Source organism: Bradyrhizobium sp. AUGA SZCCT0431, from assembly GCF_018131065.1.
Lineage (GTDB): Bacteria > Pseudomonadota > Alphaproteobacteria > Rhizobiales > Xanthobacteraceae > Bradyrhizobium.
The window spans coordinates 115,721-134,425 of sequence record NZ_JAFCLR010000016.1; the positions used below are offsets into that span (position 1 = coordinate 115,721).

Sequence of the window (18,705 nt, forward strand, 5' to 3'; positions counted from 1 at the left end):
GCCCAGCGTAAGAGTAGACAGTAAAGCGTATGAATGCTGCTCGTATCGTAGTTCTAGCCAATGCTCTCAGTGCGGGCGGCGTTGCGGCCTATCTCGCCCGCGGGTCGGACGAGAAACCCGCCGCTGCCGAGCCGGTCGCGCAGCTGCCGACCACGGAGATTCTCGTCGCCAAATCCGACATCGGCCTTGGCCAGTCGGTGAAGCGCGAGGATCTGCAATCGCAGACCTGGCCGGCCTCGAGCTCCAGCAACAGTTTCATCAGCAAGGCGGGCAAGGCAGACGCCATCAGGGATATCGCCGGCTCGATCGCGCGCGCCCCCTTCATCGCGGGTGAACCGATCCGCGAGCAGAAGCTGGTGCTGGCGCTGCGCAGCATCACCGACGTCAACATGGTCGAGGGTGGATCCGACGACCAGGCCCCGAAGCGGGGCTCAAGCATCAACGTGGTTCGCTACGGCATTGCGAGCCAATCGACGGCACAGAAGTGACCGAAAGGACGCGGGGAATGAAGTTCGGGGGTAATCAGTCAGCGATGCGAACGGCTGCGGTCGGGGCCTTGTTGTTTTCGGCCGTCGCCACGCTGGCGCTCAGCCCGTTGGCATCTGTCGTGGCGGCCGAGCTCGACAAGGAGCTGGCCAGGGAGCTGTCGAAGGATTCCGGCAACGATCCCGTGACCACTTCTGCCATCGGCTCGGTAAAGCAACGCTTCCTCTCCCTCGGCGTCGGCAAGTCCGTGGTGGTCGACCTGCCGCGCGACGTGAAGGATGTGCTGGTGGCGGATCCCAAGATCGCCAACGCCGTCATTCGCTCGGCGCAGCGCGCCTATATCATCGGCGCTGCGGTCGGCCAGACCAACGTGGTGTTCTTCGATGCCGACGGCCAGCAGGTCGGCTCCTACGACATCGCGGTCAAGCGCGACCTCAACGGTGTGCGGTCGGCGCTCCGGCAAACGCTGCCGGGGATCAATATCGAGGGCGTCGGCGACGGCGTCATCCTGACCGGCTCGGTATCGAGCCCGATCGAGGCCCAGCAGGCCGGCGACCTCGCCGCGCGGCTGGTCGGCAGTGCCGACAAGGTCGTCAATTCCATCGCCGTCCGCGGCCGCGACCAAGTGATGCTGAAGGTCAATGTTTCCGAAGTGCGACGCGACATCATCAAGCAGATGGGCGTCGATCTCAGTGCCAGCATGAATTACGGCACCGCGGTCGTGAACTTCAACAACAGCAATCCCTTCACCGCCTACGGCCGTCCGCTGGTGGCTGACAATGGCCTCGCCGCCTCGAGCATCCTCAAGGGGCTGCCGACGGTCACCGCGACCATGCGCGCGATGGAATCCGCCGGCGTGGTCCGCACGCTGGCAGAACCGAACCTGACGGCGATATCCGGCGAGTCCGCGACCTTCATCGCCGGCGGCGAATTTCCGATCCCCGCTGGTTATTCCTGCGATCCCGTCACGCATATCTGTACGACGCAGATCCTGTACAAGAAATTCGGCATCTCGCTGAACTTCACGCCTGTCGTGCTGAGCGAAGGTCGGATCAGCCTGCGGGTGATGACCGAAGTCTCCGAACTGTCGACCGAAAATGCCATCACCCTGAACCAGAACGGCGCTGCGCTGACGATTCCCTCGATCAGGACCCGTCGCGCCGAGACCACGCTGGAAATCCCGTCCGGCGGTTCGATGGCGATGGCCGGCCTGATCCAGCAGCAGACCAAGCAGGCGGTCAACGGATTGCCAGGCGTCAACCAGCTCCCGATCCTGGGCGCCCTCTTCCGCAGCCAGGACTTCGTCAACAACGAGACCGAATTGATGGTTCTCGTCACGCCCTATGTGGTCCGCGCGGTTGCCCAGAAGGAATTGTCACGCCCCGATGACGGCTTTGCACCGGCGTCCGATTCCCAATCGACGCTGCTGGCCCGCATCAACCGGATCTATGGCCTTGCCGCCCGCGTCGGGCCGGTCGGCGCCTATGAGGGCAATTTCGGCTTCATCATTGACTGAGCGGCACGGCTCCACGGACGGGGATGAGGACAGAACGATGACAACCCAAACGAAGGTCGATCGCCGTCACAGCTGGCGACTGCTCGGCGCGCTGGTCGGCCTGTCCGCTGCGCTGGGGGCCTGCCAGCAGACCAGCGAGATCGTGACCGCGACCGTTCCCGCCGATTACCGTCTGCGGCATCCGATCGCCGTTCAGGAAGGTAACCGCTCGATCGTCATTTTCGTCGGGCACGCCCGCGGCGGCCTCTCGGCCCCGCAGCGCAACGATGTCATGGGACTGGCCCAGACCTGGGCCCGCGAAGGCACCGGCGCGATCATCGCCGACGTGCCGGTCAACACTGCCAATGCCCGCGCGGCCGAGGCAACGTACCAGGAAATCCGCTCGACGCTGACCGCGGGTGGCGTGCCGTCAAGCGCGATCAGGCTGCGTCATTATCAACCGGATAGCCCACAAACGCTTCCGACCATCAAGCTGATCTATCCTAAGATCTCCGCGGTGGCCGGCCCCTGCGGCCTGTGGCCGGAGGACCTCGGGCCGAACATCTACGACACCGGTTACAATGAAAACCGGCCGTACCACAATTTTGGCTGCGCCACCCAACGCAACCTCGCCGCCATGATCGACAACCCGGCGGACCTCGAGCAGCCGCGGCCGGAAACCCCCGCCTATACGATGCGGCGCAATGCGGCCTTCGACAAATACCGCAAGGGTGTATCGACCACGACCACCTATCCCGAATCCGACAAAGCCAAACTGAGCGATACAGGTAAATGATCAGCCGGTCCCGAAAAGACTCCGAAAAAGAGCACGACCTTACGCCGCCCGCCGATGAATACATTTCGCCGGCGCCGCGCGTGTCGGTGCAGGCCTTTTGCGCAACGGTTGCGACTGCCGCAACGGTGCGGTCGGCCAGCGAAGACCGCCGCCTCGGCAAGGTTCATCTCTCCGTTCATATGGGCGGCATCGCGGCCGCCATCGATGCCTATCACAAGGCGCCGACGCCGAACGTGATCATGCTGGAAACCGAAGGCTCCAGCGACATGCTCGACGGTCTCGACGAACTGGCCACCGTCTGCGACGCCGGCACAAGGGTCGTCGTGATCGGCAGCGCCAGCGATGTCACGCCCTATCGCGAACTGGTGCGTCGCGGCGTCAGCGACTACGTGGTCGGGCCGGTCGAAACCCTCGATGTGGTGCGCGCGATCTGCAGCCTGTTTTCCTCGTCCGAAGCCGTCGCGCTCGGCCGGATCGTTGCCGTCGTCGGCGCCAAGGGCGGCGTCGGCTCATCCACGGTGGCGCACAATGTGGCCTGGGCGATCGCACGCGACCTGGCGCTGGATTCCGTCGTGATCGACCTCGATCTGGCGTTCGGCACCGCCGGCCTCGACTACAACCAGGACCCGATACAGGGCATCGCCAATGCGCTGTTCCAGCAGGATCGGCCCGACAGCGCGCTGATGGAGCGCCTGCTCGCGAAATGCTCCGACCGTCTCAGCCTGCTGGCGGCCCCCGCGACGCTCGAACAGGTCTACGATTTCGGTGCGGACGCCTTCGATGCGATCTTCGATACGCTGCGCATGACCACCCCCTGCATCGTGCTCGATGTCCCGCATCAATGGTCGGCATGGACCAAGCGCGCGCTGGTCGGCGCGGACGATATTCTGATCGTTGCCGAGCCTGATCTCGCCAACATGCGCAATGCCAAGAACATGCTGAACGTGCTCAAGGCAGCCCGGCCCAACGACCGGCCGCCGCTCTATTGTCTCAACCAGGTCGGGATGCACAAGCGCCCGGAGATCACCGCGCGCGAATTCGCCAAGGCGATCGAGAGCCAGCCCATTGCGACTATCCCGTTCGATTCAAAGATGTTCGGCATGGCGGCCAATAACGGCCAGATGATTCAGCAAATCTCCGCCGGTCATCGCACCACCACGATGTTCCTGCAGATGGCGCAACGCCTGACAGGTCACGCCGTGACCAAGAGATCACGCGGTTCGCTGCTGGGGCCGATCATGCCGATCATCAACAAGCTGCGCGCCGGCGGCAGTCGCTAAGGCGCGGCGGGCAACGGGACGGGCTCACGCCTCCCCCCGTTCGCCCGCGGTCAATTCGAGCGCCCGGACGCAGCGCCCGGCATCTTGCCGCCCATCTCGGCGCGCGCATTCTCTTTGCGCGACAGCATGAGCTTCAACTGCGCGACGTTGGCGGCCGCTTCCTCGGGCGGAAGGTCGGCCCTCGCGATCTTTTCAGCCTCGGCCGTGTTGCCCCGCAGGCCGACCACCAGCGCCAGATTGGCCCGCACGCGCGCGTCGTTGCCCGCACGGCTATGGGCGCGGCGCAACGTCTCCTCCGCCTTCGGCAGGTCTTTTGAAAGCACGTAAGACAGGCCGAGATTGGACAACACCGACGGCTGGTCGGGCGTGATCTTCAGCGCGCTCGAATAATACTGCCGCGCTTCCTCGAACCGGCCGAGCTGGTCAAGCACGGCACCTTGCGCGGAGAGTATCCGCCAATCCGGATTGTCGGGGGTGTGGGCGCGGCCGAGCACGTCGAAGGCCTGCTGGAAATTGCCATTGTCGGCGAGTGCGCGGCCGTAGCCGGCGAGCAGCGCCTTGTTGCTGGAATGGGCGATCGTCGCCTGCTCCAGCACCGCGACCGCCTGCGACTTCTGTCCAGTGGCGCGCAACGCCTTGCCGTATTGCAGGGCCGCGTCGGCATCCTTCGGGTTGGCGCGATAGCGCGCCTCGGAAACCTCTACGTCGCGGCGCGGGTCGGCGGCGCGGCTGGTTTCGGCTTTCTCACCGAGCGAACCCGTGACATCCGACGACGTCACGGCGGTCTGGCAGCCGCTAAGCCCCAGCGCGAGAATCGCCGCGGAGGATGTACACGCAAGAAGTCGCGCGAATTCAGATGGTTGGAACAATTTCTGGAACATTTACTGGACCCGCGTCGGCGACTGTCCAGAATGCTCACAGCTTAACCCTAAATTCGGGTTAAGCAGGCCGTCTTTACGGTAATGGGCGGCCGCAATGGCCTGTTTAGCATCGGTCATGCGGCTGCGGGCCGGGCTCTGATCCCGGCCTCGCCGCATTCCTGTGCTAGTCGACGAATTGAGCGCCGAGTTCGCAGCCGATCCGCCATGCGAGCTTGCACTGGCGCGGCCGCTGACCGGTCGAGAAAATCACGGTGAACTCGGGGGGAATCTCCGGATATTCGGCGATAATCTTCACTCCGCCGTCGGACACGTCCGTGATCATGCAGTCGCGCGGCAACCCGCCGGTCCCAAACTGTATCTTCGCAAAGTTTCTGCACACACGACGTTCGCTTCTGCGGCGATTCGCTAACATCTTTGCCCCTGGCCCTGATCGAGAAAATTGGTGTCTCTCGTTTACAGAAGAATTGTTGGAATTGGCCTAGCGGAACCGATCGCAATGTAATCGAAGTGTAGCGGTTGTTTTCCAGCTCCGCTTACCCTGCGCTTGTGCAGACGCGCTCACGGGTTCGGCAAGCCAGGCCGATCGCGCCATCGATAGCTGCCTTTGGCTCCTGCCGGCACGTGCTCTGCCTGCGGCCAAGCCAGCAATTTTCGGAAAATTAAAGGGTTGATCCGCGGCCTTTTGGCGATAGCCTGAACTTTCGACTCGCGCTGCCGGAAGATATTCGCATGGGAACCGTCGTTCTTCTCGACCTGATGGGTGGCGTTGCGCTGCTGCTGTGGGGCCTGCACATGGTCCACAGCGGAATCCTGCGCGCGTTCGGACCTGACCTGCGTCAATTGCTGGCGAAGGGGCTCAACAACCGCTTCACCGCCTTTGCGGCCGGCCTCGGTCTGACGGCGCTGCTCCAGAGCAGCACCGCGACCGCGCTGATCACAAGCTCGTTCACGTCGGAAGGCCTGGTCAGCCTGGTGCCGGCGCTTGCCATCATGCTCGGCGCCAATGTCGGCACCACGCTGATCGTGCAGATCCTGTCGTTCAAAATCGCCGCCGTCGCCCCCGTCCTGTTCATCATCGGTCTGGTCGCCTTCCGCACCGGGCCGCGCTCGCGCATCAAGGATATCGGCCGCGTCTCGATCGGGCTTGGGCTGATGCTGCTGGCGCTGCACATCCTGCTCGACACGCTGGCGCCCGCCGAAAACGCGCCGGGCATGCGCGTGTTCATGAACGCCATCACCGGCGATCCCGTGCTCTGTATCGTCGTCGGTGCTGTCGTGACCTGGGTGGTGCACTCCAGCGTCGCCAGCGTGCTGCTGGTGATGTCGCTGGCATTTGCGCATTTCATTACACCCGTAGCGGCGTTGGCGCTGGTACTCGGTGCCAATCTCGGCAGCGCGATTAATCCGATTGTCGAAGGCGCCCGCCGCGACAACCCCGCCAGCTACCGCCTGCCGCTGGGTAATCTTGCCAACCGGGTGATCGGCATCGCACTGGTGGCGCCGTTCCTGAACCCGATCGCGGAGCTGCTGCAATCCTGGCAGCCGGACCCCGCCAAGGCCACGGCGCAATTCCATATCGCGTTCAACGTGATGATGGCGCTGCTTTTTATCGGCCTGCTCGACGGCATCGCCCGGCTGCTGAAAAAACTGCTGCCGACGCGCGTCCGGGAGACCGACCCGCTGCGGCCGCGCTATCTCGACGAGAGCGCGCTGGAGACCCCTTCTTTGGCGCTGGCGGACGCCGCGCGCGAAACCCTGCATATGGGTGACCATGTCGAGGTCATGCTGCGCAAGGTGATGGCGGCGATGATGACCAACGACCGGGCGCTGGTCGACCAGGTCTCGCAGATGGACAACAGCGTCGACAGCCTCGACGAGGCGATCAAGCTCTATGTCACCAAGCTCACCCGCGGCAGTCTCGACGAGCGCGAGGGACAGCGGGCGATGGAGATCGTCTCCTTCGCCATCAACCTCGAACATATCGGCGACATCATCGACAAGAATTTGAGCGAGCTTGCGACCAAGAAGATCAAGCGCCGGTTCCAGTTCTCGGCCGAGGGTGCCGAAGAGCTCTCGGCCTTCCACAAGCGCACGATGGATTCGCTGCGCATCGCGTTCGGCGTCTTCATGTCCGGCGACGTCAATGAGGCCCGCAAATTGCTGGCCGAGAAGGCGGCGCTGCGCAACGCCGAACTCGCCGCCACCGAGCGGCATCTCGACCGGCTGCGGGAGGGCCGGCCCGAGAGCATCGAGACCACCTCGCTGCACCTCGACGTGCTGCGCGATCTCCGGCGGATTCACTCCCATATCTGCTCGGTCGCCTACCCCGTGCTCGATGCCGCCGGTGAACTGGCGGCCTATCGCTCTGCCGAAAGCGATATGGCGGCGCTGCCCGCACCGGCCGCCGGACGCAGCGGTTAGCGATCCAGCGTCTTCGACGCGCTGACGCGGTTCTTCACGATCAGCATGATGTTTCGGATGTAGATGATGGTGGCCAATGACTGGCCGAGGATGATGACGGGTTCGCGTTTGGCGACGCCGTAGACAAGCGTCATCATCCCGCCGCCCATCGAGAAGAACCAGAACGCCATCGGCACCACGCTCTGTCCGGCGCGCTCGCTCGAGATCCACTGCACCAGGAAGCGCGCGGTGAACAGCAATTGCGCGACCAGGCCGAACGCCAGCCAGAAATCGAACTTGGCGACGAAGACGTCGTAAAGGTAATCGCCGAGCGCCTGCCCGTATTGAATCAGCATCAGGTTACCTCGGTCGCAACGGGCGTCGACTTCTTGCGGCGGATCAACCACCAGACGCCGGCCAGATCCATGATCCCGATCCATAGCCGGTCAAAGAAGCCGTAATTTGATACGCCGGAATGGCGCGGGCGGTCGATCACATCGACGTAAGCAATGCCAAAACCCTCGCGGCGCACCAGCGCCGGCAGGAAACGATGCAGCCCGTCGAAATAAGGCATCGACAGGAAGACCTCGCGCGGAAATGCCTTCAGCCCACACCCGGTGTCGCGGGTGCCGTCGCGCAAAATCCCGTTGCGCACGGCATTGGCGATCCGCGACTGCATTTTCTTGAAACCGGTGTCCTTGCGTCCGACCCGCTGGCCCGCGGCAAGGCCGATGCGGCCGCCGCCGCTCTCGACCGCCGAAATCAGATCCGGCAGAAACGCCGGATTGTTCTGTCCGTCGCCGTCGAGCGTTGCCACGATGGCGCCGCGCGCCGCACGAACGCCGCTGCGCACCGCCGCCGATTGTCCGGAGGATTGTTCATGCCGGAGCTGCCGGAGATTGCCGTGCACCTTCATCAGCGCTTTGAGCCGCTCGGCGGTGGAATCGGTCGAGCCGTCATCGACATAGATGATCTCATAGGCCCAGCGGCCATCCAGCGCGGCCGTGATTTCCGTAATCAGCGGCGCGACGTTGTCGGCCTCGTTGCGCACGGGCACAACGATGGAAACGGCCACCGCAGCTTGGTCGGAAGAAGGCAAATCGGTACTCATCGGTTGGGCTGGGGTTGGATCGGCTTGCATGGACCTGAAGCCGGAACCCGGTTCCGTCAGGCGCTTCGCGGCGTCCGCTTTTATGGGGCGAATGCGCCCCGGGCAACCCTTTTGAGGCGTCCCGAGGAAGGCCCTACCAGCGGCAGTATTGTGCCGTCGCGGTGGATTGCAAAGCCGAGCCGCCGCGCTGCGAACCAGTAGCGCACGAACATCGCGCCGATGACGCCGACCAGCGCGCCCGCAACCACGTCGCTGGGATGATGGGCCAGAAGCACCAGACGGGTTGCGCAGATGACGACGGCGTAGACGAACATCGTGGTCCGCGCCTGCGGCCACAACGCCGACACGGCAAAGGCCAGCGCGAAAGCGCAGGTCGCATGGCCCGAGGGGAAGCTTGAATAGGCCCCGGTTCCGGCGAAGTGCGAGAAATGGAACACATTGCCTTCGCCGCCGACAAACGGCCGGCCGCGGCCGACGCTCCATTTGATCACTTCGGTAGCAAGGGCGGACACCATCACCGCGCAGAACAGAAACTGTAAACGCGTGCCGAGACCGAGCAACAGGGAGCGCTGAATGCCCCTGAACGCGGGTGCTGTTATCGCAACCACGATCAACAGCGCGCCAAGTGCCGCCAGCACATACTCATCCTTGCCGAAATCAGTGACTATGCGCATCCACCACAGCGAGGGCGTGCCCCGCTTCGGCATCTGGCCGATCTCCCAGGCATCGAGCACGAACATCAACGCGATGCTGGCGGCGCCAAGGGCGGCCGACAGCAGCAACGCGTGACGCGCCGCCCGGCGGCCCGCCTCGGCCCGCCGCGAGTGCGACGGCGTACGCCCCAGCTGGGCCAGCGAGCGCCACCCCAGCACCACAAAGCGCGAAAAATAGTTGCGGGATTCGGCGATGACGGTCGGCGCTGGCATCTTATTCGGTGCCTTCGGAGCGGAAGATTGCGATCGAAACCGCCTTGCCCTGCGAGATGTTATAACCCTCGACACGCGTCGCCACGTTATAGCGCAGCCCGATCGCTTCGGCGCGCTGGACAAAGCCGCGCTCCGAGCGCGATTCCACCAACGCAAAGCGGCAGGTGCCCTGCCCCAGGAAATCCGCAGCGCCCGATCCGTCGGTCAACAGCGTACTGGTTCCGGTCATGAAGACGAGACTGGGCTCGTGGAAGCCGGCAGCCGCGGCTTTCGGCCCGACGCAGACGACGTTGCGCAGCGCACGCGCGATCCCTGCGCTCGGAAACAGCGTCGTCAGCGACGGCAACACGATGCCATAGACGGCGATCGCCAGGCACATCGCTGCAATCACGGCATGCAACAGCGAGCGCTCGGCGCGGCTTTCCTCGAACAGCCACCAGGCGATCAGGCCGAAGATCATCGCCGCCGCCAGCACCGGCCAGGCCGGAAAGACCGGCTGATGCGTCAGCTTGATCGCCGCGACGATCGCGATCACAGCCGTAATCGCGGGGATCGCAAACCACCAGGCCGCGCCGCGCCTCAGCCAGGAGCGCGACAACACGCGACGCTCCAGGGCGCCGACGGTCAGGATGGCAATGGCCGGATAGAGCGGCAGCACGTAGTGCGGGAGCTTGGTCATCACCAGCTCGAACACGATCCATGACGGCACCAGCCAGGCCAGCAGATACTGCGCGCCGGGCTCGCGCCGGGCCCGCCATACCGCCGGAGCCGCCATCCCCGCCAGCGGCGCACCGGGCCAGAACGTGACCCAGAACAGCAGCAGATACAGGCCGGGCGGCGCGCCATGGGACTCCTGCGCGGCGAGCTTGCTCAGCATGTCGCCGCCGAGCGAATTGGTGAAGAATGCATCGCCCGCGCGCCAGAAAATCGCGACGAACCACGGCAGCACCAGGACCAGTGTCCACATCAGGCCCCAGACCGGGCGCATGCGCCACAGCCAGACCGCCGAGCGGTCGAGGATCGCCAGCGCCGCGATGGTCAATCCCACGAACATCAGGATCAGCGGGCCCTTGAGCAGGATGCCGCCGGCCAGTGCGGTCCAGAAAATCGCGGGCGAACTCCACGGCGGCCGCGCCGGATCCTCGCCGCGCTGCCAGGACAGGTAGACCCGCGCCATCGCCCCCATCGCGGCGGTGACTGACAGCAGCAACATCGCGTCGGTCTTGGCGAGCCGCGCTTCGGCGCCGAGCAAGACGCAGCTGCACATCATCAACGCCGCCAGCGCGGCGCCGCTCCGGGTCACGAAGGCGAGCGCCGTCCAGTAGGTCAGCAGGACCGCGCCGATCGCGCCAATCAAGGAGGGAACGCGATAGAGCCAGATGCGCAATTCCGCCCGCGGCAGGCCGAGCTTTGAGGCGGTTTCGACCACGGCGGCCTGCATCCAGTAAATGCCGACCGGCTTCTTGTAGCGGACGTCATCTTGAAAGCGGATGTCAACGTATTCGTCGCTTTCGACCATCTGCTTGGTCGCCTGCGCAAACCGCGCCTCATCGCGATCGATGGCCGGTATAGAGAAGAAACCGGGCACGAAAAGCACGATGGCACACAGCGTCAGGAAGATGATCGCGCGGACATGGCTTGCCGTGGCGAAGTCAAACGCGGCGAGCAGCCTGCGGCTGGAATTCGCAGGTTTCACAGACTGTTGGCCTGCTCCAAATCGCCGGGGTTGCACGGTTTCAACCATCTTGTTCGCATACGATGAAACCGCACTGCAAACAACACCGCAGTTCCCGCTATCCGGCGGTGTCCCCGGCCCCCTGATCGGTCAAATTGTACCTGTTCATTGCACCCGGATCACCACGGTGTCGGCGGCGCCGGTCGCGTCGATGACCGTGAGGCGGGCAAAGCCCGGCCCGGGCGGCTCGACCAGGCGCTGACGCCGGCTGCCGATCTCGCCGACTGCGATACCGTTCACCAGCATGGTCAGCGGCAGCACGCCGCCGGCGACCTTGACCGGCATCGCCGAGAATTGCCCGTCGTTGGAACGGTCGACGTCGATCCGTGAACCGTTCAGCGGAAACTGGATGCGCGGCGCCTGATCGCTGCCGGTGCGGACCAGTTCGCCGACGGGGCGGAAGCGCCGGAGCGGCACCGGAAGCTTGGCGTTGCTCGCGATCAGCGCGCCCCTGGGCGGTTTCGGCAATGCCGCAAGGGTTTTTCCGGTGCGCGCGAAAGCGTCGAACAGGATCGGTGCGGCGGCGGTACGGCCGACCAGTCCGGCCACCGGCGCGCCGTCGGGACGCCCGACCCATACGCCGATGGTGATGCGGCCGTCGAAACCGACCGACCAGGCGTCGCGATAGCCGTAGCTGGTGCCGGTCTTGAAGGCGATCCGGTTGTGCACGCCGTTTTCCGGCGGCGGCGTGCCGATCAGGACGTTGCCGACCTGCCAGGCCGCGGCCTGATCCATCAGCCGCATCGGGTCGCGCTCGTCCTTGGCGATCATGATTTCGCGCAAGGGCTTTGTGGTGCCGAGCCGCGCCAGCCCCGCATAGAGCTGCGCCAGATCCTGCAGGGTAACGCCGACGCCGCCGAGGCCCATGGCAAGGCCCGGCGCTTCATCCTTCGGCAGCACCAGATTGCCGCCGGCCTGCTTCAGCCGCGACGATAGCCGACTCGAGCCGACGCGGTCGAGCAGCGCGATCGCCGGCACGTTCAGCGACAGTTGCAGCGCCTTGCGCACGGGAACCGTGCCCTGAAACGTCATGTCGAAATTTTCGGGCGCGTAAGAGCCGAACCGGATCGGACGATCGTCGATCAGGCTCTCCGGATGCACAAAGCCGTCTTCGAAGGCGAGACCGTAGATGAAGGGCTTCAGCGTCGATCCCGGCGAGCGCACCGCGCGTGTCATATCGACCTGCCCGGCGCGCCGCTCGTCGAAATAATCCGATGAGCCGACCCGCGCCAGCACGTCGCCGCTTTCATTGTCCACCGCGATCATCGCCACCGAAATGTTCGGCCCCTGCGCAATCGCGCGGTCGCGCGCCAGCGCTTCAAGGGTCTTCTGCAGGCCTGCATCCAGCGTCAGCTTGATGATCGGCGTATCCTTCACCGTCGCCATCGACTGATCGGAGGAATGCGGCGCCAATATCGGCATCGGCTTGCGCAGCCGCGGCACGGTGACGGCCTTGGCCTGAACCGCATCTTCCTGGCTTACGCGATGTTCCGACACCATGCGTTCGAGCACGAGGTCGCGCGCGGTGCGGGCGACCTCGGGATGGCGGTCGAGGCGGCGGGTCTCCGGCGATTGCGGCAGCGCCACCAAGAGCGCCGCTTCCGCCAGCGACAGCCGCTTCGGCTCCTTGCCGAAATAGGCGATCGACGCGGCGCGGACGCCCTCGAGATTGCCGCCGAACGGCGCCAACGCCAGATAGAGATCGAGGATCTGATCCTTGTTCAATTGCCGCTCGATCTGGATCGCGCGCACCATCTGGCGCAGCTTGGCGTAAACCGAACGCTCGCGCCGCGGCTCCATCAGTCGCGCCAATTGCATCGTAATGGTCGATCCGCCGGAGACGATGTGGCCCCGCGTTGCCAGCTGCAGCGCGGCACGGCCGAGCGCCAGCGGATCGACGCCGCGATGCGAGTGGAAGCGGCGGTCTTCATACGCCAGCAGCAGTTTGAGGTAGCCGGGATCGACGCCGGTTTTGGCATCGACCGGCAGCCGCCAGCGGCCGTCGGCCATCGCATAGGCGCGCAGCAGTTTGCCGTGGCGGTCGACGATCGATGTCGAGACTTTTTGCGCCTGCTCCAGCGGCAGCGGGCCGAGCGAGGCAACCCAGCCGGCGAAGATGCCGACCGCCATCAGGCTGACAACGGCCGACATCGCCGCCGCCTTCCTGATCCGCCAGCGCCCCGTTGGAGGGCTCGCCGGTGCTATAGGCCCCGTCTCACTCATTTGGCCGGACGCACCTCCACGGTGCCGGTGCCGGAGCGGCCATAGCGCGAGGGATTATACATGTCCTCGACATAGGCCTGCGGCAGCACGTATTTGCCGGGGGAAACCGCGCGCACGACATAGGCGACGGTGAACACCGCCGTATCGTCGCTGGCGCGATCGATGGCCGCGGTGAAGCGGTCATCACGGAACTCGGTATTCTCGGGCTCCTCGCCGTCCTCGATCCAGTCCAGCGTGTTTTTGTCGCCGGAAGACACCAGCCGCGGGTTGTCGATCTCGAGGCCGGCCGGGAGATAGTCGGATACCATGATGTGCCCGTATTCCGGCTTGGCCTCGGTGATCTTCAGCACCACCGCGAAGCGATCGTTCTGCTTGGCCTTGCTGATATCGGCGGGCTTGCCGTCGAGCGTGAAGTAGTTGCGCTCGATCTTGAAGCCGTTCGAGGCCGCGGGCTCCGGCGTGACCGGCGAACCGCTGACCGAGACCACCGCCTGAACCGGCGCGTCGCCGGTGTTGGTGATCTTGACCGGCTTGCCTGCCATCTGCTCGGCCTTGTAGCTGCGATAGGCCGCCGTCTTGATCGGCGAACCATCGATATCGAGCGCCATCGTCTCCTTCGACAGCGCGCGCGAGGCCAACACCAGCCAGGCGTTTTCCTGCGTCGAGGTGTAGGGCGAAAGGCCCCTCGCCACTTCGACCCGCTGCACCGCCTGCGTCAGCGTCGCCCGCGGGGCGTTGCCTTCGCTGGCGAGCGAGACCAGGGCTGCGGCATCGCGCAAGGCGCTGCCATAGTCGACCCGGCCGAACTCGATCACGGGTTTCGGCGCCAGTGCGTCGAGCGCGGCGCCATAGACGCGTTCCGCCCGCGCCTTGTCACCGACCAGGGCCAGCGCCGCCGCCAATTGCGACTTCGCAATCGGCGTCGCCAGATTGTTCAGCTTGGTGTCGGCGAGATAGCGCAGGTCGCCGATCGGGGCGGCGCCATTGCGGGCGAGCACGTAGAGGCCGTAGGCCAGATCGCGTCCGCCGTCCTTTTCGGGCTCGTTGGCGTTGACCACCGAGTTGCGGATGCGGTCGAGCGCGCTCTTGAACAGCACATCCGGCACCGCAAAGCCCTTCTCACGGGCGCGGGTCAGGAAGTCAGTCACGTAGGCATCGAGCCAGGCGTCGTCGCCGCCCGCCGACCACAGGCCGAACGAGCCGTTCGAGCCTTGGCGCGCCAGCAGTCGCTCGATCGCGTCGCGGATGCGCTGATCGACCGCGGTGTCCATCGCCAGATGGGCGCCCGCGGCGAGATCGTTAACGTAGAGCAGCGGCAGCGCGCGGCTGGTGATCTGTTCGGAACAGCCGTGCGGGTAGCGATCCAGCGCCTTCAGGATGGTCGCCGCATCGAGTGCCGTCGAGAGGCTGACCGAGAGCGACACGCTGCCCGTTCCCGACACCAGGTCGGAGAACATGTCCGAAGTCAGCGTCAGGCTCTCGCCCTTGGCCAGGGTCCGGATCGAACGGCGCGCCAGGACCTGCGTCGCCGCCTTGACGTCGAGCGCATAGTGCCGCGCCAGCGCCAGCCCGTTCGGCCCCTTGATATCGACGTCGAGATTGGCAGTGCCGGCGCCGCCGGCGTCGATCGCCAGCGACATCGAGGTCCGCTGCTTGGCGGCGAGTTTCACAGTCGTCGCGGCATTGCCGGTTACCTTTACGGGCCCCGTCGTTTTGACGTTAATCGTATAGTCGCCGGGTGCACCTTCAACGTTATCGAGATCAAAGCTCATGGTGCCGCGGTCGCCATTGAGCAGGAAGCGCGGCAATGTTGCGGTCAGCACCACGGGATCGCGCACGGTGACGTCGATGGTGGCGCGGCCAAGCCTTGTCGCACTCCAGGCCACCGCCATGACACGCGCGGTGCCGGCGAACTCCGGAATGTCGAAGCTGATCTCGGCAGACCCGTCAGGGCCGACCGTGACGATGCCGGAATAAAGCGCGAGCGGTTTCTGGGTGGGCGGGCTGCCCTGCAGCTCGGCGCCGGCACCGTCACCGCCGGTCTTGAGCTGGCCGCGGGTGCCCTGCATGCCGTCGATCAGTTGCCCATAGAGGTCGCGGATCTCGGACGTGAGGCGGCGCTGGCCGAGATAGAAATCATCCGGCGCCGGCGGCTTGTAATTGGTCAGGTTGAGAATGCCGACATCGACCGCGGCGACCACGATCTTGGCGTCTTCGCCGGGGTTGAGCCCGCCGAGCTTGACCGGAATCTTCAGCGCGGTGCCGGGGCGGACCAGCGGCGGCGGCGAGAGCGCCACCTGCAGCGTGCGGCCCTTCTTGTCGATGCCGAACCATTTCAGGCCGATCGCCCGTCCGGGCATCCGCAGGGCTGCGGCGTCGAGCGGACGGCGTAGCGTCGCCAGCACATAGGCGCCGGTACCCCAATCCTTGCCGACTGATAGCTTGACCTGCTGGGTGCCTTCCTTGACGTCCACGGTCTGGGTGGTCAGCAGGCGGTCGCCCAGGACGTTGATGGTCAGCTTGCCGGCCGTGCGGGCGTTGACCGACACCACCATGGTATCGCCGGAGGCGTATTCCGGCTTGTCGATCGAGGTTTCGAGGAGATCGGGGGTGTCGGCGCTGCCGTCCGAATACCAGCCGACGTCGAACTGGACCGAGGTGACCGGCCCGTCCGCCTCGGTCGATTTGACGTCGAGGCGATAGCGGCCGGGCTGCGGCGCCAGCGACACCCGCGCCGCCTTGTCGGCCGTGAGCGTCAGGTCGCCATCGGCGACGCGCGAGGTCGATTTGACCGGCTCGTATTCCCAGGACGAATTCTGCCGGTACCACTGGTAACGGGATTCCATCTTCAGAAGCTCGTAACGCAGGCCGTCGCGCGGCAATTGCTTGCCGTCGGGGGCGACGAACACCACGTCGAACTCGGCCTTGTCGCCCTCGGCGACGCTCTTGTCGCCAAACAACGGCTTGATGCCGATCAGGGGCGTGGCAGGCGCCACGGGGAGCACCAGCTTGCGCTCGACGGCACGGCCACCGGCCTCCGCCATCCGGATGAAGATCTGCGCCTCCTGCGGGCGGGTCGAAGTTGGCGCCTTGGCCAGCGACACCGGGAACGTCGCCACGCCATTGGCGTCGGCCTCCGGCAGGTTCTCGATCGGGGTGCGCTCGTTGCTGGCGGTCTCCTCGTCGGCGACGCCGAACTGGTAGCCGGGATAGCCGGGCCGCCCGGAAGCAGCCGAGGTGACCAGCATGTCGCCTTCGAGCTGCAGGCCGGAAGCCGGCGCACCGTAGAGGAAACGACCATCGACCTTAAGTTCAACTGGAACTTCAGCTTTGATCATCTTCTCCTTGCTGGAGATGTTGAATTCGATCCGCTCGGGGATGTAGTCCTCGACCATGAAGGTGGTCTCGCCGACCGCCGACCCCTTGGGGTCGGTGAAGGCGCGTACCCGCCAGGTCCCGGTCGGGACCGCGGAATTGAGCGGAACCACCATGCTCCGGCCGCCGGCCCCCTGATCCGGCAGCACGGCACGGCGGAATTCGACGCCATCCGGGCGTTCGATAACGAGGGTGAGCGGCCCGCCGGCCATGGCGTTGCCCTGCCCGTCGCGCAGCAGCGCGGTGAGATAGACGGTCTCGGTGGAACGATAGACCCCGCGCTCGGCATAGACGAAGGCGTCGGCGCCCGCCGGCACCACCCGGCCTGACACGCCGCGGTCGGTGAGGTCGAACGCGTTGGTTTTGAGGCTGAGGAAAGCGTAGTCCGACTTCTCGCTCATGACCGTCAGCAAGGCCGGCGACAGCCCGCCCTCGCCGCGCGCCAAGCCAGCCTCGAACAGCACGTGGCCGGAATCGTCGGTCTTGCGGGTCGCCAGGATCTCGTTGTTGCGGGCGATCAGCCGTACCTCGGCCTTGCCGACCGCCTCGGTGGACGCCAGCGAATTGACGAAGACGTGGATGCCGTCATTGCCTGAAAACGCCGATAGGCCCATGTCGGAGACGATGAACCACTGCGTCGCCAGCCGGCCGTCATCATCGCTGCCGGGGCCTTTGGCTGTTGCGGTCATCACATAGACACCCGGCTGCAGGTCGCCCAGCGCCTGGTCGACCGGGAACGCGGTAATGACGTCCTGGTTGAGCGTGGTGGCGGTGGCGAGTTCGCCGGTCCAGACCTTGACGCCCTTTTCGTCACCGAGATCGCCGAGTTGGTAGCTCGACAGCGTCTTCTGGAAGTCGCTGTCGATCACAGTATTAATCAGGTTACGGTCGCCGATCCGGAACACGTTGACGTTCACCGCAGGCGTATTGACGCTGACCAGCGGGATGCCGCGCTGGCCGGTGCGCGGCAGCACATAGGCGCGGCCGGTAAAGCGCACGAACGGCTTGCGGTCGCGGACATAGATGTTGAATTCGGCCGATTTCGGCAGGGTTTCCTTGACTGTGGACGGCAGGCCGGCCCGCAGATTGATGTTGTAGCGCTCGCCGTGCTTCAGGCCATCGACGCAAAGCTGCTTGCCTTCGGCCGACAGCGCCGGCTTGTCGGTGCCGGCCAGCGCCAGGAACGGCGCAAAATCGACCCGTTTTGCCAGATCTTCAGAGAACTGGAAGCACGCCCGCGGTGACGCGCCGTCGGAGTCCACGGTGTAATCCAAAAGACGAAAACCGTGCTGATCGCGCATCTTCTCATATTGGCCGCGCACCTCGGCGACCTCGCGCATATCGAGCGACAGCCGCAGCGCATCCAGCGCCGGCCGCCAGAGCTTGCGGTCGGACATCGCCCTGCCCAGCACCGCCAGCGCATCGGCCTCCTCGGCGGCGTTGCCAGCGCGCTGATAGGCGATGTAGGCCGCGGTCGAAGCACGCTCGAGCAGGAAGGTCTGTTCGCTCGAGCTTGCGGAACGGATCTGGAAGATGGTCTTGGCGAGTTTGAGCCAGTTGGCACTGTCCTCGGGCGTGGTGGCCGCAATCTGTCCGAGGATTTGCAGGCCGGTGCGGAAGTCGGCACGCTTGAAGGCGGTATCCGCATCGGTCCGCAGCGTCGCACTGGATTTGGCGACCGGCCCGGCCTCGCTCTTGATCTGGGCCTCCAGCTTGACTGCGGAATCGGCGAGATCGTCGCGTTTGAAGGCTTTATCTGCTGCCTGCGCAGTGGCCAGGCCAAGCGCCATCGTGGCGCAAACGACTGCGGCGCGAACCAAACCGATCATGATGGAGCTCCTTGGGCGGACGACCGCCTCGTAACGGACGAAAAGTGCGCGAAAAGGTGACGGACTGATGGCGATGGAAGAGGCTTGCGAAAAAGTCGCATGCGGCATGGCTCTGGCAGTCCAAGGTCCCGGACCGCACCGGCGGGGGTTGCCGGCGCAGCATTGATT

Annotated in this window: 12 protein-coding genes and 1 pseudogene; 5 read left to right on the top strand and 8 right to left on the bottom strand. The window is 65.1% G+C overall.

The window, feature by feature from the left end:
• Positions 1 to 29: 29 nt before the first annotated feature.
• The 4 genes and pseudogenes from cpaB to JQ567_RS17775 all read left to right on the top strand — a co-directional run.
• Positions 30 to 365: pseudogene (gene cpaB, locus JQ567_RS17760) on the top strand (Flp pilus assembly protein CpaB); the annotation flags it as partial.
• A 140-nt stretch (positions 366 to 505) separates the two neighbouring features.
• The gene (locus tag JQ567_RS17765; RefSeq protein WP_409363614.1) at positions 506 to 2,002 is read left to right on the top strand and encodes a type II and III secretion system protein family protein; all 1,497 of its coding nucleotides are present in this window, start codon (positions 506 to 508) and stop codon (positions 2,000 to 2,002) included.
• A gap of 37 nt (positions 2,003 to 2,039) precedes the next feature.
• Entirely contained in the window at positions 2,040 to 2,777 is a 738-nt protein-coding gene (locus JQ567_RS17770) for a CpaD family pilus assembly protein (RefSeq protein WP_212440030.1), read from the top strand.
• Positions 2,774 to 4,057, top strand: coding sequence for an AAA family ATPase (locus JQ567_RS17775; RefSeq protein WP_212440031.1), 1,284 nt, complete (start codon positions 2,774 to 2,776; stop codon positions 4,055 to 4,057). Before JQ567_RS17770 ends, JQ567_RS17775 begins: the two co-directional genes overlap by 4 nt.
• Positions 4,058 to 4,107: 50 nt before the next feature.
• On the opposite strand, the gene JQ567_RS17780 is transcribed toward JQ567_RS17775, so the two are convergent.
• Positions 4,108 to 4,938, bottom strand: coding sequence for a tetratricopeptide repeat protein (locus tag JQ567_RS17780; protein WP_212440032.1), 831 nt, complete (start codon positions 4,936 to 4,938; stop codon positions 4,108 to 4,110).
• Between the two features lie 163 nt (positions 4,939 to 5,101).
• Positions 5,102 to 5,350, bottom strand: a complete 249-nt coding sequence (locus tag JQ567_RS38880) for a PilZ domain-containing protein (protein WP_192735824.1) — start codon at positions 5,348 to 5,350, stop codon at positions 5,102 to 5,104.
• A 317-nt stretch (positions 5,351 to 5,667) separates the two neighbouring features.
• On the opposite strand from JQ567_RS38880, the gene JQ567_RS17790 reads away from it, so the two are divergent.
• Positions 5,668 to 7,359: a Na/Pi cotransporter family protein gene (locus JQ567_RS17790; protein WP_212440033.1), complete on the top strand. Its 1,692-nt coding sequence runs from the start codon at positions 5,668 to 5,670 to the stop codon at positions 7,357 to 7,359.
• Here JQ567_RS17790 and JQ567_RS17795 read toward each other — a convergent pair.
• From JQ567_RS17795 to JQ567_RS17820, 6 genes are all read right to left on the bottom strand, one after another.
• The gene (locus JQ567_RS17795; RefSeq protein ID WP_212440034.1) at positions 7,356 to 7,694 is read right to left on the bottom strand and encodes a lipid-A-disaccharide synthase N-terminal domain-containing protein; all 339 of its coding nucleotides are present in this window, start codon (positions 7,692 to 7,694) and stop codon (positions 7,356 to 7,358) included. The genes JQ567_RS17790 and JQ567_RS17795 overlap by 4 nt on opposite strands.
• The gene (locus tag JQ567_RS17800) at positions 7,694 to 8,449 is read right to left on the bottom strand and encodes a glycosyltransferase family 2 protein (RefSeq protein WP_212440035.1); all 756 of its coding nucleotides are present in this window, start codon (positions 8,447 to 8,449) and stop codon (positions 7,694 to 7,696) included. Before JQ567_RS17800 ends, JQ567_RS17795 begins: the two co-directional genes overlap by 1 nt.
• 80 nt (positions 8,450 to 8,529) lie before the next feature.
• Positions 8,530 to 9,375, bottom strand: a complete 846-nt coding sequence (locus JQ567_RS17805) for a phosphatase PAP2 family protein (protein ID WP_212440036.1) — start codon at positions 9,373 to 9,375, stop codon at positions 8,530 to 8,532.
• Position 9,376: 1 nt separating this feature from the next.
• A complete protein-coding gene (locus JQ567_RS17810) occupies positions 9,377 to 11,119 on the bottom strand; it encodes a glycosyltransferase family 39 protein (protein WP_212440037.1) in 1,743 nt (580 codons plus the stop codon).
• 96 nt (positions 11,120 to 11,215) lie between these two features.
• Entirely contained in the window at positions 11,216 to 13,261 is a 2,046-nt protein-coding gene (gene pbpC / locus JQ567_RS17815; RefSeq protein WP_249165527.1) for a penicillin-binding protein 1C, read from the bottom strand.
• 68 nt (positions 13,262 to 13,329) lie between these two features.
• On the bottom strand, positions 13,330 to 18,537 hold the full coding sequence (locus JQ567_RS17820) for an alpha-2-macroglobulin (protein WP_212440039.1): 5,208 nt from the start codon (positions 18,535 to 18,537) through the stop codon (positions 13,330 to 13,332).
• Between the last annotated feature and the right edge of the window lie 168 nt (positions 18,538 to 18,705).